Source organism: Mycoavidus sp. HKI, from assembly GCF_020023735.2.
Classification (GTDB): Bacteria; Pseudomonadota; Gammaproteobacteria; order Burkholderiales; family Burkholderiaceae; genus Mycoavidus.
This window is the reverse complement of record NZ_CP076444.2, coordinates 1,000,529-1,024,021: the sequence shown is the minus strand read 5'-3', so window position 1 is coordinate 1,024,021 and position 23,493 is coordinate 1,000,529. Positions and strand designations below refer to the sequence as shown.

General features: G+C 50.9%; 18 protein-coding genes and 1 pseudogene. 12 read left to right on the top strand and 7 right to left on the bottom strand.

All coding sequences use genetic code 11. The features are described from left to right. Nucleotides 1–21 precede the first annotated feature (21 nt). The 9 genes and pseudogenes from rluB to KMZ15_RS04175 all read left to right on the top strand — a co-directional run bounded on the left by rluB (nucleotide 22) and on the right by KMZ15_RS04175 (nucleotide 8,042). Nucleotides 22–1,533: a 23S rRNA pseudouridine(2605) synthase RluB gene (gene rluB / locus KMZ15_RS04215; RefSeq protein WP_223694695.1), complete on the top strand. Its 1,512-nt coding sequence runs from the start codon at nucleotides 22–24 to the stop codon at nucleotides 1,531–1,533. A 30-nt stretch (nucleotides 1,534–1,563) separates the two neighbouring features. Next, nucleotides 1,564–2,292 carry a YebC/PmpR family DNA-binding transcriptional regulator gene (locus KMZ15_RS04210; RefSeq protein ID WP_223694508.1) on the top strand — a complete coding sequence of 243 codons (729 nt, stop codon included), beginning with the start codon at nucleotides 1,564–1,566 and terminating at the stop codon, nucleotides 2,290–2,292. A 24-nt stretch (nucleotides 2,293–2,316) separates the two neighbouring features. Then, nucleotides 2,317–3,585, top strand: a complete 1,269-nt coding sequence (purD, locus tag KMZ15_RS04205) for a phosphoribosylamine--glycine ligase (RefSeq protein ID WP_223694506.1) — start codon at nucleotides 2,317–2,319, stop codon at nucleotides 3,583–3,585. 97 nt (nucleotides 3,586–3,682) lie between these two features. Next, nucleotides 3,683–4,609, top strand: a complete 927-nt coding sequence (hemF, locus tag KMZ15_RS04200) for an oxygen-dependent coproporphyrinogen oxidase (RefSeq protein WP_223694505.1) — start codon at nucleotides 3,683–3,685, stop codon at nucleotides 4,607–4,609. A gap of 10 nt (nucleotides 4,610–4,619) precedes the next feature. Further along, a complete protein-coding gene (locus KMZ15_RS04195; protein ID WP_223694503.1) occupies nucleotides 4,620–5,309 on the top strand; it encodes a nicotinate-nucleotide adenylyltransferase in 690 nt (229 codons plus the stop codon). A gap of 1 nt (nucleotide 5,310) precedes the next feature. Beyond that, nucleotides 5,311–5,673 (top strand): annotated as a pseudogene (gene rsfS, locus KMZ15_RS04190) (ribosome silencing factor); the annotation flags it as partial. Beyond that, nucleotides 5,673–6,143, top strand: a complete 471-nt coding sequence (gene rlmH / locus KMZ15_RS04185) for a 23S rRNA (pseudouridine(1915)-N(3))-methyltransferase RlmH (RefSeq protein ID WP_223694501.1) — start codon at nucleotides 5,673–5,675, stop codon at nucleotides 6,141–6,143. The pseudogene rsfS and the gene rlmH, both read left to right, overlap by 1 nt. An 81-nt stretch (nucleotides 6,144–6,224) precedes the next feature. Next, nucleotides 6,225–7,685 (top strand): ribonuclease G, encoded by a 1,461-nt coding sequence (gene rng / locus KMZ15_RS04180; protein WP_223694499.1) that lies wholly within the window; start codon nucleotides 6,225–6,227, stop codon nucleotides 7,683–7,685. Between the two features lie 156 nt (nucleotides 7,686–7,841). Beyond that, complete coding sequence (locus tag KMZ15_RS04175; RefSeq protein WP_223694497.1) at nucleotides 7,842–8,042, top strand: CsbD family protein; 201 nt, start codon at nucleotides 7,842–7,844, stop codon at nucleotides 8,040–8,042. A gap of 269 nt (nucleotides 8,043–8,311) precedes the next feature. Here the strand turns inward: KMZ15_RS04175 and KMZ15_RS04170 are convergent, their stop codons facing one another. Both KMZ15_RS04170 and msbA read right to left on the bottom strand, forming a co-directional pair. Then, nucleotides 8,312–13,921: a HEAT repeat domain-containing protein gene (locus tag KMZ15_RS04170; protein ID WP_223694495.1), complete on the bottom strand. Its 5,610-nt coding sequence runs from the start codon at nucleotides 13,919–13,921 to the stop codon at nucleotides 8,312–8,314. Between the two features lie 474 nt (nucleotides 13,922–14,395). Beyond that, on the bottom strand, nucleotides 14,396–16,141 hold the full coding sequence (gene msbA, locus KMZ15_RS04165) for a lipid A export permease/ATP-binding protein MsbA (RefSeq protein WP_223694493.1): 1,746 nt from the start codon (nucleotides 16,139–16,141) through the stop codon (nucleotides 14,396–14,398). A gap of 55 nt (nucleotides 16,142–16,196) precedes the next feature. Between msbA and KMZ15_RS04160 the strand changes: the two genes are divergently transcribed. Genes KMZ15_RS04160 through KMZ15_RS04150 form a run of 3 tightly spaced genes read left to right on the top strand, consistent with a single transcriptional unit; the run spans nucleotide 16,197 to nucleotide 19,094 of the window. Continuing rightward, nucleotides 16,197–17,459: an O-antigen ligase gene (locus KMZ15_RS04160; protein ID WP_223694491.1), complete on the top strand. Its 1,263-nt coding sequence runs from the start codon at nucleotides 16,197–16,199 to the stop codon at nucleotides 17,457–17,459. After that, nucleotides 17,456–18,232: a glycosyltransferase family 2 protein gene (locus KMZ15_RS04155; protein ID WP_223694489.1), complete on the top strand. Its 777-nt coding sequence runs from the start codon at nucleotides 17,456–17,458 to the stop codon at nucleotides 18,230–18,232. Before KMZ15_RS04160 ends, KMZ15_RS04155 begins: the two co-directional genes overlap by 4 nt. After that, entirely contained in the window at nucleotides 18,219–19,094 is an 876-nt protein-coding gene (locus KMZ15_RS04150) for a glycosyltransferase family 2 protein (RefSeq protein ID WP_223694487.1), read from the top strand. Before KMZ15_RS04155 ends, KMZ15_RS04150 begins: the two co-directional genes overlap by 14 nt. Before the next feature lie 51 nt (nucleotides 19,095–19,145). Here KMZ15_RS04150 and KMZ15_RS04145 read toward each other — a convergent pair whose 3' ends face one another. From KMZ15_RS04145 to KMZ15_RS04125, 5 genes are read right to left on the bottom strand one after another with little or no spacing between them, the layout of a single operon-like run. Beyond that, entirely contained in the window at nucleotides 19,146–19,895 is a 750-nt protein-coding gene (locus KMZ15_RS04145; RefSeq protein WP_223694485.1) for a polyketide synthase, read from the bottom strand. Between the two features lies 1 nt (nucleotide 19,896). Further along, nucleotides 19,897–20,697 (bottom strand): enoyl-CoA hydratase/isomerase, encoded by an 801-nt coding sequence (locus tag KMZ15_RS04140; RefSeq protein ID WP_223694693.1) that lies wholly within the window; start codon nucleotides 20,695–20,697, stop codon nucleotides 19,897–19,899. After that, the gene (locus KMZ15_RS04135; protein WP_223694483.1) at nucleotides 20,691–21,953 is read right to left on the bottom strand and encodes a hydroxymethylglutaryl-CoA synthase family protein; all 1,263 of its coding nucleotides are present in this window, start codon (nucleotides 21,951–21,953) and stop codon (nucleotides 20,691–20,693) included. The genes KMZ15_RS04140 and KMZ15_RS04135 overlap by 7 nt, the downstream gene beginning before the upstream one ends. 30 nt (nucleotides 21,954–21,983) lie before the next feature. Further along, a complete protein-coding gene (locus KMZ15_RS04130) occupies nucleotides 21,984–23,213 on the bottom strand; it encodes a beta-ketoacyl synthase N-terminal-like domain-containing protein (RefSeq protein ID WP_223694481.1) in 1,230 nt (409 codons plus the stop codon). After that, a complete protein-coding gene (locus KMZ15_RS04125; RefSeq protein WP_223694478.1) occupies nucleotides 23,191–23,439 on the bottom strand; it encodes an acyl carrier protein in 249 nt (82 codons plus the stop codon). The genes KMZ15_RS04130 and KMZ15_RS04125 overlap by 23 nt, the downstream gene beginning before the upstream one ends. Between the last annotated feature and the right edge of the window lie 54 nt (nucleotides 23,440–23,493).

Sequence of the window (23,493 nt, the reverse complement as noted above, 5' to 3'; positions counted from 1 at the left end):
GCATATGATGCAGGTACTGGCATTGGGCCAGTAGACACGCCTGCCCAAGAAACCGCGCCGAGCGAAGGACCCGTCCGGCGCGGTCTGCGCCGTGGCCCACGTAGCTTAATTGCTCGCCGCCGCGCTGAAAAAACCAAAGGACCGCAGTCGGCAGATGCGCCCCCAGGCGCACCACGCCGGGACGCTAACCCGCGCCCCAAACGCTCGCCAAGACCAGAAAAAGCACTGATCTCCGATGAAAAGCCATCTGCTCAAAATAGCAAGGTAACAGAGGATGTTTTTTCTTATGTCACTTCGCCAGCTTATGATGCGGATAATACCGGCGGCAGTGTACACGCTCCAATGCTTGGGCGGCCACGCAAAGATATGCCGCAAAAACGCGTGCTGGCCCCGGACGAGGATGTGCCTAAGTTGCACAAAGTGCTGGCTGAAGCGGGCATGGGCTCACGGCGCGAAATGGAAGAATTGATTATGGCCGGCCGGGTCTCGGTCAATGGCGAGCCAGCCCATATTGGGCAGCGCATTATGCCAACTGACCTGGTGCGCATTAACGGCAAATTGGTCGCTCGTAAAGTCTCGACCCAACCACCCCGTGTGCTGCTCTATCACAAGCCGGCCGGAGAAATTGTCAGCCACGCTGATCCAGAGCAACGGCCCTCTGTCTTCGATAAATTACCCATTATAAAAATGGCGAAATGGCTGTCGATTGGTCGGCTTGATTTTAATACTGAAGGCCTGCTATTGCTTACGACCTCTGGCGATTTAGCCAATCGTTTTATGCATCCGCGTTACAACGTTGAGCGCGAATATGCAGTGCGGGTGGTGGGTGAATTATCGGAGGCTGCGCGCCAACAGCTTTTACAAGGTGTGATGCTCGATGATGGCCCAGCTAATTTTCTGCGGCTGCAAGCAGGCGGCGGCGAAGGCACCAATCGCTGGTATCACGTCGCCTTGGCCGAAGGCCGCAACCGCGAAGTCCGGCGCATGTTTGAAGCAGTTGGTCTGCTGGTGAGCCGGCTGATCCGCACCCGCCACGGCTCAATTGCTTTGCCTCGAGGTTTAAAACGCGGCCGCTGGGAAGAAATGGACGAAAATCAAGTGCGTACATTATTGACTGCGGTGGGACTGAAGCCGCCGGCCCATGGCAATAAACCAGCGCGCTACACCGACAGAACGGGCGGAGCCCAAACTACGCCTCGCCGCCGCCAGCCTGATCCGATGCAAACGGCGCTTGGCTTTGCTGACTACAATAACCGTTCGACCGCACCTAACCGTTATGGACAAGCGCGAGCACCTTTTAATGACGGCGTGCGTAGCAGCAGCGGTCAACGCACTGGCAATAGCAATGGTAATCGTTACCACAATGAGGCTTCGTACGGCAATAGCACGGGTGCGGGACGTAGTAACAACGGTAATAGCATGAGTGCGGGACGCAGCAACGGTAATAGCACGGGTGCAGGACGCAGCAATGGTAATCGTAGCGACCCGGCCGCCCCCCGCGGTAACTCTCGTAACCGACCTCGTGACCGTTGATCGTTAGCATAGACAAGGAGAAAACAGCGTATGGCTGGCCATTCTAAATGGGCTAATATCAAACATAAAAAAGCTGCAGCGGATGCAAAGCGCGGCAAAGTTTGGACACGTCTGATTAAAGAAATTACAGTAGCGGCCCGCTTAGGCGGAGGCGAGGTAAATAGCAATCCGCGCTTGCGGCTAGCGATTGATAAAGCCACGGATGCCAATATGCCCAAAGACAATATTCAACGGGCAATTCAACGTGGCGCTGGCGGGCTTGAAGGCGCGAACTACGAAGAAATCCGTTATGAAGGCTATGGTCTGGCGGGTGCTGCCATTATTGTCGATTGCATGACAGATAATCGCACACGCACAGTCGCTGAAGTCCGGCATGCTTTTTCAAAACATGGCGGTAACTTAGGTCTAGACGGTTCTGTGGTTTTTATGTTCACCCACTGTGGGCAATTTTTGTTTGCACCTGGTGCGCCGGAAGAAAGCTTAATGACAATAGCGCTTGAAGCAGGCGCTGATGATGTCATCAGCCATAGCGATGGCAGTGTTGAAGTTTTGTGCGCGCCCAATGATTTTAGCCAAGTCAAAAGCGCGCTAGAAGCAGCGGGGTTGAAGGCTGAACTGGCCGAAATCACCATGAAACCACAAAGCGAAGTCGAGTTTGCCGGTGAAGATGCCGTAAAAATGCAAAAATTGCTTGATACCCTCGAAAATCTCGATGATGTACAAGCCGTCTTTACCAATGCACTGATCGACGAAATCTAAGTCATTTCTAGGATACACATACGCATGAAGTTACTTGTTATTGGCTCTGGGGGCCGTGAGCATGCACTGGCATGGAAACTTGCCCAATCGCCACGTGTGCAGTTTGTCTACGTTGCCCCGGGTAATGGCGGCACGGCCCGTGACGAGCGTCTACGCAATATCGACCTAACCGATTTAGAAGAACTCGCCGAGTTTGCACACAAAGAAGGAGTGGCCTTTACTGTCATCGGGCCAGAAGCACCACTGGCCGCCGGTGCGGTCAATCTGTTTCGAGCCCGCGGGCTTAAAGTATTTGGCCCAACGCGGGAAGCCGCTCAACTGGAAAGCTCAAAAGATTTTGCCAAAGCCTTTATGCTACGGCACAAGATTCCGACTGCCACCTACGCTAGTTTTGAGGATGCGCAAGCCGCCCACCGTTACGTTGAAGCCCAAGGCGCGCCGATTGTCATTAAAGCCGATGGCCTGGCCGCCGGCAAGGGCGTGGTGGTGGCCACTGAGTTGGCTGAAGCACATGCCGCGATTGATACGATGTTGGCCGGGGGCACCGGTGCGCGCGTTGTGATTGAAGAATTCCTCAGCGGCGAAGAAGCTAGCTTTATCGTCATGGTAGATGGCAAACATGTCTTGCCCCTAGCTTCTAGCCAAGATCACAAGCGTTTACTTGAGCGTGATGCAGGTCCCAATACAGGTGGCATGGGAGCGTATTCGCCGGCCCCGATTGTGACGCCTAAATTGCATGCGCGCATTATGCGAGAAATTATTTTGCCTACGGTGCAAGGCATGGAGCAAGAAGGGATTCGTTATACAGGTTTTCTGTATGCGGGGATTATGATCGATGCGCAAGGCAACCCCAAGACACTTGAATTCAATTGCCGTTTGGGCGATCCAGAAACGCAGCCGATCATGGCGCGCTTAAAAGGGGATTTCTCCAACGTGATTGAGCACGCTATTGCGGGTACCTTGAACAAGGTTGAATTGGAGTGGGATCGCCGTACTGCGTTAGGGGTTGTGCTAGCGGCTCACGGCTATCCAGAAGCGCCACGTAAAGGTGATTTGATTTCCGGCATCCCAGCCCAAACTGAGCACATCCAAACCTTTCATGCAGGCACAGCGCTAGTAGATGATCGCCTGGTGACGGCGGGCGGGCGCGTACTGTGTGTGGTTGGGCTAGCAGACTCCGTGCGCAGCGCACAGTTAGCCGTCTACGATACCGTCAATCAGATTGCTTTCGATGGGATGCAATATCGGCGAGATATTGGTTACCGTGCATTGAATCGAAAACCATTGAATTAAAAATATGAGGGGGCTTGGGGTGCGTCATTTTATGAGTGTTAACACTTGAATCTGGCGCACTTCTGTCACTTTTATTTCATTGATAAGCAATCAAGGCATGGATACTCAAATCGACATTACGCGTGTGCGCAGCTATTTGCTGCATTTGCAGCAACAGATCACGACTTCTTTTGAACAACTCGATGAGCCGCGATTTATCCATGAGCCATGGAGCCGCGAGCCGGGCGAGCGCCTACGTGGCGATGGTGTTTCATGCATCATAAGACCCGGTGACCTGCTTGAGAGCGGCGGCGTTAATTTCTCGCACGTCAAGGGCGATACGTTACCTAGCTCAGCCACCTCTGCCCGGCCACAACTCGTTGGCTGCGGCTTCGAGGCACTCGGCGTTTCACTCGTGCTCCATCCGCACAACCCCTACTGCCCAACCGTGCATATGAATGTGCGCCTGCTGGTCGCCACCCCCGCGGGCGCTGATGCAGCGCCTACATTCTGGTTCGGAGGCGGCATGGATCTAACCCCTTACTACGGTTTTGAGGAGGATGCCCGCCATTTTCACCGTACTTGTCGCGATGCGGTGGCACCCTTTGGTGCGGAACTGTATCCGCGCTTCAAAAAAGAGTGTGATGAATACTTTTTCTTAAAGCACCGCAATGAGCCGCGCGGCATTGGCGGAATTTTTTATGATGATTTTTCTGAACTTGGCTTTGAGCAAGGCTTTAAACTGATGCAAAGTGTCGGCGATGCCTTAACCAAGGCATATTTACCGATTATTAACCGCCGCCGCCATATACCATTTGGCGCTAGCGAAAGAGCCTTTCAAGCGTACCGCAGAGGCCGTTACGTTGAATTTAACCTCGTGTGCGATCGGGGTACCCTATTTGGTCTCCAAAGCGGCGGACGGACTGAATCGATTTTAATGTCGCTGCCCCCTGTCGCTCACTGGCGCTATAACTGGACACCAGAACCTGGCTCGCCTGAGGCTCGGCTGTATAGTGATTTCCTGATTGCGCGCGATTGGCTATGATGCAATTAAAATGATGCTACGTGTGGGTATCTTTGGCGGCACTTTCGACCCAATTCATCATGGGCATTTGGCCCTCGCCACTGCTTTTGCCAAACGCTTGCAGCTCAATCAATTGATTGTGTTGCCGGCAGGCCAGCCTTGGCAAAAAATGCATGGTGCACTCAACACAGTATCCGAGGCCCATCACCGCTTAGCGATGACGCGCTTGGGCGCGGCCCAGCTTGACTTGCCTGAGACCGAAGTGATCGTCGCCAGCGATGAAATTGACCGCACTAGCTCAAGTTACACAGTCGACACACTAGCTTCATGGCGTAATAAGGTGGGTGCCGACGCCTCGCTAGCGTTTTTAATGGGGGCTGATCAACTGGTGCAACTTGATGCTTGGCATCAGTGGCCACGGCTATTCGATTACGCTCACCTCTGTGTCGCGGCGCGTCCAGGCTTTTCACTTGCAGCAGCCTCGCCTATTATTGCAGCAGAAATTGCGCAGCGCGCAGCCCCTGCGCACGCGCTACAGACCCAAGAACATGGCCTGATTTTTATCGATACTGAGCTCGCGCTGGAGATTTCCGCCACCGGCATCCGCGCCCAGATACGAGAATCTGCTCAGGCCTTAAACGAAGCAACGCCGCCGTCGTTTTTACCCGCTTCCATTTGGCGTTATATCCGCCAACATCATCTTTATCAATCCGAATCATAATATGAATATACGTACACTCCAGCGCGCAATTGTTGATGGCCTTGAAGCCAGAAAAGCGCAAAATATTGAAGTATTTAATACCAGCCATCTCAGCGACTGCTTTGACCGAGTGATCATCGCTAGCGGTACCTCAAACCGGCAGACCCGCTCCCTTGCGCTCAGCGTGCGGGACCATGTGAAAACTGCGGGTGGTCAGGTCCTGACTATTGAGGGTGACGAGACTGGCGAATGGGTATTAGTCGATTGCGGCGATGCCATTGTGCATATTTTATTACCTCCGCTGCGGCAATATTACCGGCTCGAAGACATTTGGGGCAGTAAGCCGGTACGCATGAAGCTCTCAGCGCCGCCATCCTCCTTGCAATGAAATTATGGGTCCTCGCAGTGGGCCATAAAATGCCCCACTGGATTCAGCTTGGCTTTGCAGAATATGCCAAGCGCATGCCGCCCGAACTCGCCTTAGAACTACGCGAGATCAAACCGGAACCCCGCTCAAGCAAACACAATACAGCAAGTCTGCTGAATGCTGAAAAACAACGGATCGAAGCCGCGCTGCCCAAAAATGCGCGCTTAGTCGTGCTCGATGAGCATGGCCAAGATTGGACCACGCAGCAGCTGGCTCAAGCACTGCCGAGTTGGCGCGAAGACGGGCGTGATATTGCGTTTGTGATTGGCGGTGCAGATGGCCTAGATCGCGCGCTCCAGCAGCAAGCAGATGTATTATTACGCGTGTCAAGTTTCACGTTGCCCCATGCCATGGTACGCGTGCTCCTTGCCGAACAACTGTATCGCGCCTGGAGCATCACTCAACAGCACCCTTATCACCGGGCCTAGAACGATAGCCGCTCATCCCCTCCTCTATCTTAAAAGACCCTTCCCGCTCAACTTAACAGCCAAGGTTCCCCACGCAACATAATGAACCAAGAAATTCTAATCAATATCACGCCGCAAGAAGCGCGGGTTGCCATTGTTGAGCAAGGCGTGGTGCAAGAGCTCTATATTGAACGCACTTTGTCACGCGGGCTGGTTGGCAATATTTATTTAGGTAGAGTCATCCGGGTGCTACCCGGTATGCAGTCGGCTTTTATCGATATTGGCTTTGAGCGCGCAGCTTTTTTGCATATTGCCGATCTTTGGCAAGCGGGCGCCAAGGAAGTGAACGTCGCTTCGCAGCCGATCGAAAAAATCCTCCAAGAAGGGCAAACGCTAATGGTGCAGGTCACCAAAGATCCACTTGGCAGCAAAGGCGCACGACTTTCAACCCAGATTAGCATTGCCGGGCGGACCTTGGTTTATTTGCCGCGTGAACCCCATATCGGTATTTCGCAAAAAATTGAAAGTGAGGCCGAGCGCGAAGCAATCCGCTCGCGCTTGGCCGAAGTTTTACCGGCCGACGAAAAAGGCGGCTATATCATACGGACGATTGCCGAGGATGCAAGCCAAGCAGAACTGGCCAATGATGTGCTCTATTTGCGCAAAACTTGGGCCACTATTCAACGGCAAGCCCAGCTCTACCCTGCTCCACCCGTGCTTTACCAAGATCTTGAACTGGCGCCACGCGTGCTGCGTGATTTTGTTGGAGATAAAACCAAGGCAATCCAAATTGATTCGCGCGAAACCTTTCAAACTTTGCTCGAATTTGCGGCCGCCTTTACCCCCGCTGTGCAGGCAAAGCTACAGCACTATACTGGTGAGCGACCGCTCTTTGAACTGTATGACATTGACACCGAAATCCAGCGGGCGTTGGCTAAACGCGTCGAGTTAAAATCCGGTGGCTATCTGATTATCGATCAAACTGAAGCGATGACAACGATTGATGTCAATACCGGTGGCTATGTGGGAGTGCGTAATTTCGACGACACCATTTTTAAAACCAATTTAGAAGCCACCCACGCGATTGCACGCCAGCTACAGCTACGTAATCTCGGCGGTATTATTATTGCCGACTTTATCGATATGGAAAACACCGAGCATCGCGAGGCTGTGCTCAATGAACTCACTAAATCTCTCGCGAGCGACCGCACCCGCACCTCGATCAGTGGTTTTTCTCAGTTGGGCTTAGTTGAAATGACGCGCAAGCGAACCCGCGAATCGTTGGCTCACATGTTATGCGAGCCCTGCCCAACCTGTACCGGCAGAGGACAGGTTAAAACAGCACGCACTGTTTGCTACGATGTACTGCGTGAAATCCTACGCGAATCGCGACAATTTAAGCCACGTGAATTTCGTATTATCGCTTCGCAAACGGTGATCGATCTATTTCTCGAAGAAGAATCTCAACACCTTGCCATGCTCTGTGATTTCATTGGTAAGCCCGTTTCATTGCAAGTCGCGGCAGGTCTGAGTCAAGAGCAATACGATATTGTTTTGCTTTAAGGAATTTTAGGCACCGAGCGCCCTACACGGGAATCGGGCCCTATTTGACAAAGGGACAAACATACTGCACTATAGATTTAACGAAAGCGAATGTATCAACCTTAAGCAATTGATTCAGATTTAAAGCGCAATACAATTCTTCAAGGAGACTGCATCATGAACAAAGACATAGTCGCAGGTAAATGGAAGCAAATCGTTGGTAAAGCAAAAGTGCTTTGGGGCGACCTGACAGATGACGATTTAGAAAAAGTCGAAGGCAACGCTGACAAACTAGCCGGGTTGATTCAAGAGAAATATGGCAAGACACTTGAAGAAGCCAAAAAAGAAGTTAAGCATTTCTTCGACCAAAATAGCTAGATTCAGACAATTTGGGAGTGGTGGGAATGGACTGTGCTCTCATTGCTTAGTTATTGAGCACGGCTTCCCACCAATAAGTAGCGGCCAATAGCCCTGTGTCAGGGGGGTGCTGGACGAACAGGGCGTTTTTCTGCGATGTAGCAGATTCATCTAAAATGGGATAAATATCATCTATTTTGGATAAAATTGTTCATCATTCGCTTTATGTTAAATCGAGAGAATGCGGTTACAGCAGGACTCCATTTTAGTAGGCCCCGCCAACTTTTAAGTTAGTCCTCATTTTCAGCAAATTCTTCTTCCTCCGAAAAAACCTCCGATTCTGATTCCCCTTCCCAAAAAGAGTCGTCATCAATAAATTCATCAGAATCAGAGACATGCCCTTGTATAATATTACGCGCTATTGCATCATCAATCAAAGCCATTGGATCCAGGATTGGCAGATCATCTGGCCTTGATTTGCTTTGAGGTGGATTGTTTGATCCAGGCATCCAGTTTATATCCAAGTCGTTAGTGATTTCTTCAGAAAATGCAACGGTATTTACTGAAATTGACTCCTGAACATGGATAATCTCAGGGTTTTCTCTCACTGCTTTAAAAGCTTCAATCACAATTTTTGGTGACGCAAGTTCTATGTGATTTAAACCACCTTTTGTATGAAAGTATAGTTTATTACCTTGAATATAAAGGAACATAACCTGCTTACCACTTCGTGGAAACAAGAAATGAGCATAAAGAGTTTGTATTTGTTCAAATGCTAAGCTTGCAAACATAGGATAAATTTGGTCAATACGCAGATCTAAAATTCCAACTACCGCATCCCTGACACTCTTGTCTCTATCTTTCAACCTGGTAATCAAAACCTCGATTGCATTATTGGATAACGTTTCCTGCCCAATTAATATCTTAATGGCTATTTCCTTGATACTCTTATCTTCACCCCCTAACATCGTGATCAAGGCGAGGATCGCGTCGGCAGGTAGCGATTTCTGTTCCTTTAGCGCCCTTGCTGCCACAGACCTGACATCCTTATCTTGATCCTTTAAAGCGCCGATCAAGTCGTGCACGGCAGCTTCGGACAATGTGCTTTGGCCTCCTAACGCACTGGCTGTCGCAGACTTGACATCCCACTCTTCATCCTTTAAAGCGCCGATCAAGGCCTGCACGGCAGCTTCGGACAACGTGCTCTGGCCTCCTAACGCACTGGCTGTCGCAGACCTGACATCCTTATCTTGATCCTTTAAAGCGCCGATCAAGGCCTGCACGGCAGCTTCGGACAACGTGCTCTGGCCTCCTAACGCACGGGCTGCCGCATACCTGACATCCTTATCTGGATCCTTTAAAGCGCCGATCAAGGCCTGCACGGCAGCTTCGGACAACGTGCTCTGGCCTCCTAATACATGGGCTGCCGCAGACCTGACATCCTTATCTTGGCCCTTTAAAGCGCCGCTCAAGGCCCGCACAGCAGCTTCGGACAACGTGCTCTGGCCTCCTAATACACGGGCTACCGCAGACCTGACATCCCTATCTGGATCCGTTATCAAGGCCCGCACGACAGCTTCGGATAACGTGCTCCGGCCTCCTAATATACAGGCTGCCACATACCTGACATCCTTACCTGGATCCTTTAAAGCGCTGGTCAAGGCCTGCACGGCGGCTTTGGACAAGGTGCTCTGGCCTCTTAACGCATAGGCTGCCACATACCTGACCTCCTTATCTGGATCCTTTAAAGCGCCGATCAAGTCATGCACGGCAGCTTCGGACAACGTGCTCTGGCCTCCTAACGCACGGGCTGCCGCATACCTGACCTCCTTATCTGGATCCTTTAAAGCGCCGATCAAGTCGTGCACGGCAGCTTCGGACAACGTGCTCCGGCCTCCTAACGCACAGTCTGCAGCAGACCTGACATCCTTATCTTGATCCTTTAAAGCGCCGATCAAGGCCCGCACGGCGGCTTCGGACAACATGCTCTGGCCTCCTAACGCACTGGCTGCCGCAGACCTGACATCCTTATATTGATCCTTTAAAGCGCCGATCAAGGCCAGCACGGCAGCTTCGGACAGCATGCTCTGGCCTCCTAACGCACTGGCTGCCGCAGACCCGACATCCTTATCTTGATTCTTTAAAGCGCCGATCAAGTCGTGCACGGCGGCTTCGGACAACGTGCTCTGTTTCTCTAACGCATGGACTGCCTCAGACCTGACATCCTTATCTTGATCCTTTAAAGCATCGATCAAGGCCAGCACGGCAGCTTCGGACAGTGTTTTCTGTTCCTCTAACGTACGGACTGCTGAAAGCCTGACATCCTTATCTTGATCCTTTAAAGCTCCGACCAAGGCCAGCACGGCGACTTCGGACAGTGTTTTCTGTTCCTCTAACGTACGGGCTGCTAAAGACCTGACATCTTTATCTGGATCCTTTAAAGCGCCGCTCAAGGCCCGCACGGCGGCTTCGGATAACGTGCTCTGGCCTCCTAACGCACTGGCTGCCGCATACCTGACATCCTTATCTTGATCGGTTAAAGCGCCGATCAAAGCATGAAGCACATTAGCGGACAGCGTTTTCTGCTCGTCTAATATTCTGGCGACCGTTTTTCTGACCTCCCAGCTTCTATCCTTTAATGCAATTTCGATCATAGCCTGGATTGCGTTAGCAGATAAATTTGGACGTGCTCTCAAGATTTTAATAATCTCATCTTTATAGGAGTTCAGATTTGTAATAAGTAGATGTTCTGGAAAAAACCTTTGACGACCTAATTGACTTTGGCCAATTAGTTTTATTTCAAGTTCAAAATACTGTTTTAGCTTTGTTTCCAACGTTTCAACTATTTCAAGTCTTCCCTTCAATTCAGGACGCGCCTCATTCAGGCATCCCATCATCACCTGCTGATGACGTATCCCTATCAGGTCTCGCGGCGATTGATCCAATACATTAAAGAAATTTTCCAATGCAACACCTTTGAGCAATCCGGCCACCATCCACCATACAATCTCATACCGTGGATTGTATTTATGTGTAGCGATAAACGCTTCCAGCTCATTCCAGCTCAGCATAGCACCCAAACCCTTTTGCACAACGTGGGAAAGGAGGGATGCGCTTTCCACTTTTGCATAGGCTTGTAGATGCTCTACTAGGAACTTCGCCGCAAAGAATTCCTGAAACGTTAAATGCAAGAAATGATAATGGCGTTCAGATTCAGACCGATCAACATCCGCCGTATGTAAATACGATGTCTTTTTCAGATTCGTGGTGAAATTGAGGGGTAATTTTCTTCTTGTTTGAGGTCTCTCATTCAATTCTTTTCTACGCTGACTCAGTTCTTCCCGGCTAAATTCAATTTTCTCCGTCTCTAATCCCTTAAACGCTAAATAGCCTAAATAATGAATTTCGGCCGTCATTAATTCTTCCAGATCCGATTCTGACAAATCTTCAATGACATCGACTCCTAATACTTTCCCTTCCTCTTCTTTCTCTAAACGCACACTGTCTTTGCGCCATAATTTATCTACCATCGCTTCGTACAGCATCGACATCGTCATTTCTTGGTTTTGGGGAAGCCGATCCCAGCTATAACACAGCGCATCCAGTTGAATCGGGATATTCACCAGCCCCTGAATCAAAGGCGTACGATGGATGAATTGCTGAATCGCTGCCTGGTTCGATGCAGGCACACATTTTTCAATATAGGCCTGTACATTGTCCGAACTAAAGCCGACAGTTTCCAACTCCAAATCCAACTGGCCCAACAGTTTGGCATCGACACCGGCAGGTCGGGAGGTGATCACCACATGTGCCTGAGTGAGCAACGTCTGTAAAAAATTCTTTAAAGGCCTGCCTTCGTTTAGTTCCCCGACTACTTCATCCAAGCCGTCTAAGATAAACAGCGTTTTGTCTCGATGCGCGTAAAAGACCTTTGATAACGCCTGGGCTTCGCTGCTTTCATGATCTACAAGATACTGCGTGCACAACAAGTCTTCTAAACGTTTAGGAGCATGCGTCTTGAGTTGTCGTAAGGGCACCCACAACACGCTCTCAAACTGATCCTGCCAAAGTCCATTTTGATGGTATTCATAGACCAATTTTTTACATAAGGTAGTTTTACCAATTCCCGCCCTACCTTGAATTAAAATCCGTTTGGGGATGCCTTCTAAACCATCGCGTAATTTTTGCTTCTCAAATAGCTTTTCTAGCGCAATCAATTTGTTTGAATTGGTCGCCTCGAGCCGCTGCCGCTCACTGCTAGGCAAACGTTCAAAAGTCGCAGCTTGCTTTCTCAGTTCTTTTTTGTCTTTTTCACGTTGTGCCTGACTTTCAACGATTGCTAAATTGATATAACAGTCGTCAAGCGAAACCGTCTGACCTGATACCCACTGAATTGAGAGATTCGAGCGTTGATAATGTTTATATAGCGCTTCGCATACATCTATTGAGGAGAGATTGGGTGTAAGCAGTTTTTGTTTTATCTCCGTGTGCAGCTTGCGCATCTGAGGAAGATCCCGGGCAAGCTGACCGTGCAACGCCGCCTGTATCTCTTCGAAAATACTGTCTACTAGCTTGACAAATTCAAGCCTGTCCAGTGTTGACGGCTCAGAAACAAATTTGATGTACGCCTCCCAAAACTTGTTCAGAAACGTTTGCGCCTCATCGCTGGCCACTAAAAGCCGCTCGATCACCTTAAACAGCACCCAGTGCCGACTTTGATTCGGATGCACTTCTCGTCCCACTTTGGTTTTCTGCTCAAATTGGGGAATATCCTCCATGCGAACCGTGGTCGCTGGGATAAAATGCGCCAGGCATTGTGCATAGCTATTTTCGGTTAACGAAACCGGGATAATGCCATGCTGATCCTTATACTCTGCCCGGATTTGCAAAAAAGCGATTTCCGTCAACACATGATGAAACCCTGCCTTATATGCTTGCTCCTGTGAGAATTTTCTGACCACCTCACGTATTGCTAAAGTGCGTGGTTGTTCAGCGTCTTTGTGATAGGTTTCTCGATCTTCGTGATAGGCATCTCGAAGTTCCTGATGAAATTTTTTATAGTCCGACCATTTTAGGTAGCTTCCTAATACCTCAGAACAACACACCACGACCTTATCGACCGGCTTCACCTCTTTTATTAACTGATCTGGCAACAAACAGAGCTGATTAGTTAAGATATCTTCTAGCTTGCTATCCTCTTTCAGTTCTTCTGGCGAGTTTGAATACGGTTGCCCCATCGGCGCTTGATCCGAATGCAGCTTGACTCCTCGGATTCTAGATAACTTATCGATGAAATATTTAGACGTATCGGCCTCGGCTTTTCCATGAGCTGGATTGTCGTGGGCATATACCAGAAACAGGCTGGGTTTATCGGGTACCTCTAAGGAGCCAAGCGTCGACAGCGCTTTTGTAAACAGGTAATCTACCAGTTCACTTTTTGCCTGGGCAGGCAGAAAAACTGGCTGCTGCGACATTGAGACAGGGCGGACACTATTAGATAAAAAGGTATCCTGCAGCCTTTGCGCGGATCGAAGTCCGTGTGTAGTCGCATCGTTCCTGTTGATGGGAAGCAATCGATTTGGGGAAAGGAACGTTTGCTCCTCAAGAGGAGCCACTGTACCTGGCTCTTGATGTCCACTTAATGAAAGTTCGTTTAAAAAAGCCAAGAACTCTTTAGAGATTGCATCGAAGTTTTTTTTTGCTTGCGAATTACCGGGATTTTCTTCATGTTCAATTTTGGCCTTCTCTATCGCATCTCTATACGATTTTTGGGCTGCGTCCAGATTTCCTACAGCTTTGTGCGCGTGCGCCTGGCTTAGCAGATGCTGCGAAGAGATGGCTAGATGCCGCGACGAGGGGGCGGGTGATGACGGGCGCACTCCGGCGATAAAATTAAGCACTTTCTTTTCCTACTTATTCTAGGGTTTCTATTCTGAAAAGCCGTCACTCGGTGTAGTGGCGACTGCGTCGCCGGCACCCTCGTGAACAATTTTGCTGAATTGTAGGGGAAAAGGTCTAATTTTGGCAAAGCATTGCGGATATGTCTGTGGCCCCCGCCCTCTCTTGTACGCCAAAGAATTTCACGATGTAAAAATTAGAAGGTGTCCTTGTCTGATAATTGCTATTAGCGGACTTGTATTTGCTTGGCAAAAACCAGGGATTTGGATTTACACTACGTGTTTTTAGTCCTCAAACTGCTCGTTATGGCCCACGAACCTCTTGAAGTCGGACGACCGCATATCGCGAAAGATTACACCGCATTGCGCGGTTTCGTGCGACGCTCACCGGCAGCGGTGCTCGCCCGCACCTATTACCAACGATCCGATGACCGCGCCCCCACGGCACTCGAAGAGAGCGTGCCTGCTTTAAACTACTTACTGCGATTGATGCTGCAAATGATAAAGCTGCGCATAACGTCCGTTTTGCTGCAACAGTTCAGCATGACGACCCTGCTCGACAATCTGGCCGGCTTCAAGCACGAGAATCCGATTGGCCCGTTCGATCGTCGCCAGCCGATGTGCAATCACCAGCGTTGTACGGCCTCGCATCAAGACCTCTAAAGCGGCTTGGACATGACGCTCGGACTCTGCATCCAGGGCCGAGGTCGCCTCGTCAAGAATGAGAATCGGCGCATCTTTATAAATTGCCCGTGCAATCGCCAGCCGTTGGCGCTGCCCGCCCGATAGCCGCATGCCATTGCCCCCAATTGAGGTATCCATGCCGTCAGGCAGCTCTGCCATGAGCTCAGTTAAATGAGCTGCTGCGAGTGCGTGCTGAACACGCACGCGATCAATCGTTTGCCCATAAGCAACATTGGCCGCGATCGAATCGTTAAACAGCACCACCTCTTGACTGACAAAGGCAAGCTGACTGCGCACATCGGTTAGCTGATACTCAGTAAGCGGCACATCGTCGATTAAAATCTGGCCAGCACTAGGGTCGAAAAACCTCGGCAGCAGGTTAATCAGGGTGGTTTTGCCACTCCCCGATTGACCCACTAAGGCGCACACTTCGCCAGGCGCCACCGTAAATGAAAGGTCGCGCAACGTAGGCGCATTGGCTTGCCCATAACTAAAGCACACCTGTTGGAATTCAACCTTACCCTGCGCGCGCAGCAAAGCGCGCCCGCCTCCCGCGGGTTCAGCAGGTTCGTCAATCAGCCCAAAAATCAACTCCGCTGCAGTCACCCCCCGTTGCAACGGCTGGTTAATATCAATCAGATGTTTGAGTGGCGAGATAATCAACAGCATGGCCGTCACAAACGCCACAAATCCGCCGATCGTAGTTTGATCGGTGGTCGACTGCATCACCGCAATCACCAGTACAGCGGCCAATGCAATTGAAGCCAAAAACTGCGTCAGCGGTTGCGCGAGCGCACCGGAAACGGTCATGCGCATCGCATAACCGCGCAGGCGCGTGCTCATCGCCGCAAAACGCTTCATTTCGTAAGGCTCGCCATGATGAACTTTGACCACCTTATAGCCCCCTACTGTCTCTTCAACAATATAAGAAAGCTCATTGGTTAATCGCTGATGCTCGCGGTTTAAGCGCCGTAAGCGTACATTAATTTTGCCGACGAGCCAGCCGATGATGGGTAGAATCACCGCTACAATTAAGGTCAGTTGCCAATTTAAATAAAACAGATAGGCCAGCAGAAAAAGCACCGCTAATGAATCTCGCACCAATGTAATCAATACACCTGTCAGTATATTTAGCACTTGGTTCACTTCAAAAACCACCGCATTAATGATGGTGCTGGCGGTCTCGCGCTGGAAAAAAAACGCACTCGCATGCAACATGCGCTGAAACATATGTAAACGCAAATCGAGCAACACGCGATTAGAAACCCACGACAGCAGATAATTAGAGGCATATTGCGCTGCGCCGCGCACTAAAGCCAAGCCAATCACCGCTAACGGCACCAACCATTTAAGCCGCGAGGCTTGGTCTTTAGCGCCAAAGCCTTTATCTAATAAAGGTTTAAGCAAAGCGGGAATACCCGCCTCGCTGGCCGCTACAATAGCCATTGAAATGATCGCCAACAACATGATCCAGCGATGCGCTTTCAGATAACTCCAAATACGCTTTAGGATGACAGTAACAGTGGAAGGTTGATTCATAAATGATGAGATACGCTATAATTTTCGGTTAAGCTAAAAACGGAATACCTCTATTATGCCTGGCACCAAGCTTTCTGTTTCATATCCGCTAGCGGCAGCGCAGTCGTTTGCGCTGATTGCGTTATGGTGCGTGCCTATTTCGACTGCGTTGACCAATCTCGCACTGGGTCTTTTTGCTATCGCGGTGTTGCTGGCGCCAGAGTTATGGCGTAATTGGCGCAACGCCTTTTCTCATCCCGTGAGTATCGCTACGTTTGCTCTTATATTCGCACTTATCATCAGTGTGCTATACAGTGCTGCGCCGTTCGACGAAAGCATAAAATGGTTAATGAAATACCGCAAACTGCTTTTTATTCCACTCTTGATTGCGGCCTTTCAAGACCGGCCGCTAGCCAATGTCGCGCGCCTTGGTTTATGTATCAGTCTCAGTTTTGTCTTACTGCTCTCTACCAGCAACTATCTTGGACTGACCGCCATTGGCCCACTCTATAATACGAATGATCCCATTACCCATGCTTGGGTATTTAAAAATCATATTACGGCAGGACTTTTTTCAGCGCTGCTCTTTAGTTTAGCGTTGGATATAGCTGAAACAGCATCATCTGCACGCGCGAAAGGATTCTATTATTTACTCTCGCTGCTAGCGCTGGTTAACGTGTTAGTCATGTTGCAAGGCCGCACCGGCCAAGTGGTTATTATCATGCTGGCCATTTACCAAATCGTGCGTAAATTGAGACTGCTCAACTTCCGCCATGATCGTCGCCGGGCCGCGGCTCAAGCTGTGTTTCTGGCTCTTTTAATCGCGTCGGCAAGCGCTTCGCTTTATTTTAAGAGTGCTCGACTTGCGGATACCGGCTCTGAAATCAGTGCCTACCAGCAACTCAACCAGCCTAATGCAACCGGCTTGCGCCTTGAGTGGTACCGTAAAAGCATGGAGTTGATTACCCAACGTCCGTTTTTTGGCTACGGTGCAATGGGGGTGCATGAAGCATTCAAGCAATTGACCGATGGCTATAGTGGCGCCCGTGGCGCAGTTACGGCTAATCCGCACAACCAATATCTTTTGTTTGCGGTCGAGTTGGGCCTAGTTGGTTTAGGGCTTTTTATATATTTGCTGGTGCAAATTGCACGGGCGGCCGCCCGTCTCCCTATGCAAAGCCGCCAACTGCTCAGCAGTTGGCTATTCATCTTTACCATGGGGTGCTTAGTGAATTCTTTATTACTTGATATTTCAGAAGGCTATATGTTTGTTCTCTTAACAGGGATACTGATTGGCTGCGCTCATCGGCCCAACACACGCACTATAATCAACTTATGAAACGCGCGACCCTGAGTGTCATTATAGTTGCCATGAATGAGGCACACGATATTGGCGACTGCCTTGAGTCGGTGCGGCATTGGGCTGACGAAATCATTGTGTTTGATTCAGGCAGCACGGATGGAACGCCTGCGCTTTGCCGTGAACTTGGCGCACGCGTCTTTGAAACCGATTGGCCCGGCGATGGACCTCAGAAAAATCGCGCACTGGCGCAAGCTCGCAGCGACTGGGTCCTGTGTCTTGATGCTGATGAACGCGCGACCCCCGAATTGCGTGCAGAAATTGACTCTATACTGACCAACGGTACCCCTCATGCCGGGTTTTCAACGCCACGCCGATCCAGCTTTTGTGGCCGCTTTATGAAGCATTCGGGCTGGTGGCCAGACCGCATCCAGCGCCTATTTAAGCGAGACAGCGCGCGTTTTACTGACGTGGCCGTTCATCCCAGCTTGGTCATTGACGGCACCCTCGGCAAATTTAATTCGCCGATTATTCATTTTTCAATTCCGGATATAAAAGAAGCACTCGATAAAATGAATGCCTATTCAAGCGCCGGAGCGCAAATTCTTTTCGAGCGTGGTAAACAGGCCTCACTCAGTCAAGCAATCGGGCATGGCTTATGGGCATTCATCCGCACTTACCTGATCCAGCTGGGCTTTCTTGATGGTAAAGAAGGCTTTATCTTGGCCATCGCTAATGCAGAAGGCACGTATTACCGTTATCTCAAGCTGATGCTAATGCATCGGCAAAACAGCAAAAATGGCGCGCACTAACTTTCTGATCTCGGTTATTGTTTCAACCTATAACCGGCCAGATGCGCTAGCGTTAGTGCTTAAACAGTGCCTGGCCCAAACTGACACGAATTATGAGGTGATTGTCGCTGACGATGGTTCTGGTGAGCCAACCCGGACTGTGATTGAATCTGCGGCAAACCATACGGATCTTGCAGTGAGTCATGTTTGGCAACCTGACCAGGGGTTTCGGGCCGCGGCCATTCGCAATCAAGGCATTGCCCAGGCCCGCGGTGAATACTTAATCTTTCTCGATGGCGATTGCGTGCCACAAGGTGATTTTATTGCTCGTCACCGAGCGCTTGCCGAAACAGGATGGACGGTTACCGGCAGCCGTATTTTATTGAACGAAGCGCTCACCTCAGACCTTCTGACGCAACGCTTATCGCTGACGCAAGCCAATCTGCGTTTTTGGGTCCGCCAGCGCTGTGCGCAGCGCAGCAACAAGCTTTTGCCTTTATTGATAAAGTTACCCGACTTCGCGCAACGCCGCGTCAATGGCTTCAAATGGCGAGGCATTAAAAGTTGTAATCTTGCGGCATGGGCCGTTAACGTGCATGCAATCAATGGCTTTGATGAGGAGTTTAGCGGTTGGGGTCATGAGGACGCCGACTTTGTCGCGCGTTTATACAACGCCGGCGTGCGCCGTAAAAAAGGCTTTTATGCCACTGAAGTATTGCATCTATGGCATCAAGAGCAGCCGCGGGACAATGCAAGTCTGAACTATAAACGCGTGCTTGAAGTCTTGCAGAGCAAACGTACATGGGCTAGACACGGGTTGGATCAGGCCTTGATAAAGCAGGAACCCGCCGAAACGACTCCATTCGGCTCGATGCCGAGTTGAGCGCAGTAGGAGTCGCCGGCCTTCTTTAGGCCGGTAAGAATGCAAGATACGCTACGTTCCAAAGAGCGTCTTGATCCGCTCCCTCACTTCCTCGTGATGAAACGTCTTTTCGTGCATCATTACTTCTTTCTCGATGACGGCGGGCAAGCGCTGTCGAAGATCCTCCACCAGGTGATTTTTTAATATGACGAGGGAGTGACGTGGCTTTTCTGCGAGTTGTCTGGCAAGCTCATAGGCATACGGCAGCACTTCGGCTCTTGGCAAAACTGGGAATGGAATACCTCGCTGTGCGAGTTCGGCGCCTCGGTAATTTTTGGCGGTCATCAGCATTTCCTGCGCCAAAGGCAGCCCGAGTTTTTCCCGCAGGATGAGCGTAGAGCCGAAACCGGGCGTAAAACCGTATTTCATGAAATTGGCCGTATACACGCTTTCGTTGCCGAGAATGACAAAGTCGGCGAATAGACCGAGCGCGAAGCCGCCACCGATGCCGTGTCCTTGCATGGCAGAAATGACCGGAATCTCACAACTCAAAGGCAGAGTGTAAATCGGTGCATCGGTGAATTTTCCCTGACCTCTGGATAAATTCAGTAGCATCTCCTGGGTGCCGCCGGCGCAAAAATAGGTGTCGTATCCGGTGAGAATCACGACCTTGCATGTCGGATCGGACCCGATGTCACGAAATACATCGATCAGCCCGCTAACAATGCCATCCGAAAACGTATTTTTATGTTCCCGATCTTCCAGCGTAACTTGCACAATGGAGGGCTCAAGGGTGCTGCGATGAACGACGGATGTAGCCATATTAGGAAAACTCCCATGGAAAAATTCCTTGTTCGACGTAGCGCACAATGTTCTCGATATTGCGCGGGTCGGAAAACACCTCTTTGTTCGCGGCCAATGCTAACTGCCTATCTACCACTAAGGACCCACTAAGCGAACTGGCAAAGCGCTTGTAGCGGGCCAGCGCGGTCTTATTCAAGCGTTTAAGGCGCGACAGGTGGCGGCGCAACAGAATATCGCTATTGGGCTCGTGCGCATCGACCAAGCCCCAAGCAACCGCCTGAGACACGCTGATGGGGTGGGTCATTAACGTCATGTAGTGGGCTTTCTGCCAACCCACACGACGGCTCAAAAACGGCAACACGCACGCAGGCATCAAGCCGAACAGCAATTCAGATAAACTAAACACAGCGCTGTCATCGGCGATCACAATATCGCTAGCCGCGACAAAACCCACACCGCCGGCGTTAGCCTTACCGCGCACATGAGAAATCACCACATAGGGCCCTGTAGTGAGTCGCTGCCATAGGTCATACAAGGGCTCAGGGCCGCCGCTGGCAAAATCCGCTGCTGAGGTACCGTTATTACCCTGGGTCTGCGCTGCCCGTATAGCCGTGAAGTCAGCGCCGAAACAGAAGGTTTCCGGTAGTCCTTCGATGACCAGTACGGTGGTGCTCTCTTCACAGCGATCGAGTACCTCTGAGCATTCAGCGAGCAATTGATCATTGATCGTATTCTGTGCCTCAGGACGGTACAGTTGCAAAAAGCAGATGGGGTCCTGAAAACGCACACGTATGGTTTGGTAGGAGGGTGCCGTCATGATGCCCACTCGTAGACGCGGTGGAACGCTTTAATCTCCCGCAGTTTCAGATATTTTTTGCCGGTTTGGGCCAGCTTGGCGCCAGGAAAAATATCATCATCGAGGCGGATATTGCGGGTACCGAACCGAAACTGGCTATTGCCGCTCAGCAAATAGTCGTATTCTTCCATCGATAATGCGTAACGCTGGTCGAGTTGCTGGCCGATCTTGAGTTGCTGCAGTGCGATTTGCCCTTCTTTGCGTACGATACCGCTTAAGAATTCAGAACAGCAACCCGAACCGTAAGAAAAATAACCGATCCGCGCGGGGTTCTGAAAATTGCCATGGTCGATGGTACTCGCCAGCGCCAATAAAACACCACCGCCCATGATGTTGCCGACCCGTCGGCAATAGATCAGTCCAGGCAGCACGCGTTGCTCAAAGTCCGCTTCGATCTCAGCCGGTTTAGCGCCCGTTATCTTGCGCATCATCGTGCGATGAGCGCCTTTTACCATACCGCCAAACGGTGTATGGAAGGATAAATATTGAAACGAACGCGCGTAATCTGCATCAGGCACTCTTTTTTTATATTCGAGAAAAGCATTTTCGCAGCAATCCAGATACGAGAGCAGCGACAGATCCGCATCGCCTACCTCCATGTCTGGGGCTGGGCGGCAGGTGTCCATGACTTCGTAGCCGTAATAGCCATTAGCGCCCACGTCGATTTGGAAAATGTGGGGCCGCTCGCTGACCAGAAAAGCGACCGCGCCAGCACCAGAGCTTGGCTCGGCGAAGGCAAGCTCTGCCTGCAGCTCATCAGCGCCATCGGCGAGCATAAAGCGCGCAATGTCGGTTGCGATGACCAGTGCTTTGGCGCCAGGTGAGACCTGCGACAGAATGAAATTCACCGCCATTTGTAGACCAGCGGTGCCGGAATAGCAGGCTTGTTTGATTTCAAACAGACGGCAGTTCCGGTTCAGTCCAAGATAATGATGAAGATAAGTGCTGAGGGATTTACCAAAATCGATGCCGGACTCGGTGCAGGTGATAAGCATTTCAATCCGATCTTTCTCGGCTACGGAGAGCGCATCGACGATCGGCCTAGCGGCATTCGCGCCGAACGTCACCGGGTCTTCATAAGGCAGAGCCAGCGCTTTTTGATCCATCAGCAGATTCTGGAAACGGGCTGTGTCCAGTTTCCGATGGTGCGCGAGTTGGCTGACATCTAGGTAGGTCGTGCCGCCAAATACATTCATCGCTTCTATGCCAACCGACATCATGGGGTCGTTCTCCAAGTAATGAGTAAGTAATTAATCATATCTGCGCAAACACAATGCGGTATTGATACCGCCAAATCCCATACTGAGGGTTAGCGCGGTATCGATAGAGTGCGCGATACTGTGCTGACGAACCCAGTTCAGTGAGGGGTCGATCGGATCATCCAAGTTTCTCGTGGGATGCAAACGGCCAGCCTGCATTTGGAGCAAAGTTGCCACCACCTCGACTGTGCCTGCTGCGCTCAGGCCGTGGCCGATGATGGATTTAGTGGTGTTAAGATAAGCGTGAGACAGTTGGCAGGCATGAATGGCTTTCAATTCAGTCTCATCCCCAAGCGGAGATCCTGTGCCATGCGGATTAATATAATCGATACTCTCAGGTGTGCATTCGGCGCGCTGCAACGCCATTTGCATGGCCTTCACTTCGCCGTCGACCGACGGATTAGGGTTTTGATGCGCATCCATCACGAGCCCCCAGCCCGACAGCCAGGCATACGGTTTTACCGCACGCTGCTGGGCCGCTGTGGCAGCCTCGACCACCACGACCCCGCAACATTCACCGTAAATAAAGCCATCGCGGTTGCGATCAAATGGCCGACATGCCAGCGCAGGCTCTTGCGCATAGCGGTCCGAGCCCATCGCGCCGAGATTGCGTAAACCTCGACATTCCCAGAAGGACACATCCATCAGAGCACCTAAGGCGATACACGTATCAACTTGGCCAGTTTGCACCGCCTGTATTGCCTGGATGATCGCTAACTGGCCGCTCGCCGAGGCGCCGCCCACCGTGTAGGCAAGCCCACGGATACCAAATTGCTCGGTACAGAAGCCACAGAGATCGGTATCCATGAAAGATACGCCGTAGGTCGGACTCAGAAATTCCGAACGCGTGGCGTAAGCATCGTGAGCCAGCACTAAATCACGCTGTTGGATGTTTGAGCCGCCAACAATGAGGCCGATGCGGGCCGGATCAACTTCATTCAGGCGTGCATCATGCCATGCTTCATGCAGGGTGGACAATGCGACTTGAGTCGAGAACGAAGCGCGTCGAAGCGGCTGGCGCGCAATCTCATCGGGCATCTGCAAAGACGCAATTTCGGCGCCCAGGAAGGCTGAGTCTCGCTGGCGGCCAGGGCGCTGCATCACGCCGAAAGAAGATTCTGAGCCCAGCAAAGCACGGATAAAATTTCCTTGGCTTTGTCCGATCGCCGAAGTCACCCCGACGCCAGTTATAACCGGCTCAAGCTTCGACGAGTTTCGCATGTAGCAGGTCCGCCAATTCTCCGATGTTATTAGGCCCGAAGGTTTCTACGCGGGGGATCTTGAGGGATAACGAATCCAGCACCAGCATCACAATCTCAGCGCGATCCACCGAATTGGCGCCCAGATCGTGCAACTGGTCACTGTGCTGAAATGGATGCTGCTCGAGACCCGGCAACACTTCTTGCGTGTGACGGATAATCAACTGAAATATTTCTTCTTGATTCATTATTTTTTCCCTTGAATAGCTGTAGACCAATCATTTTGATTACATCAAAAAAAT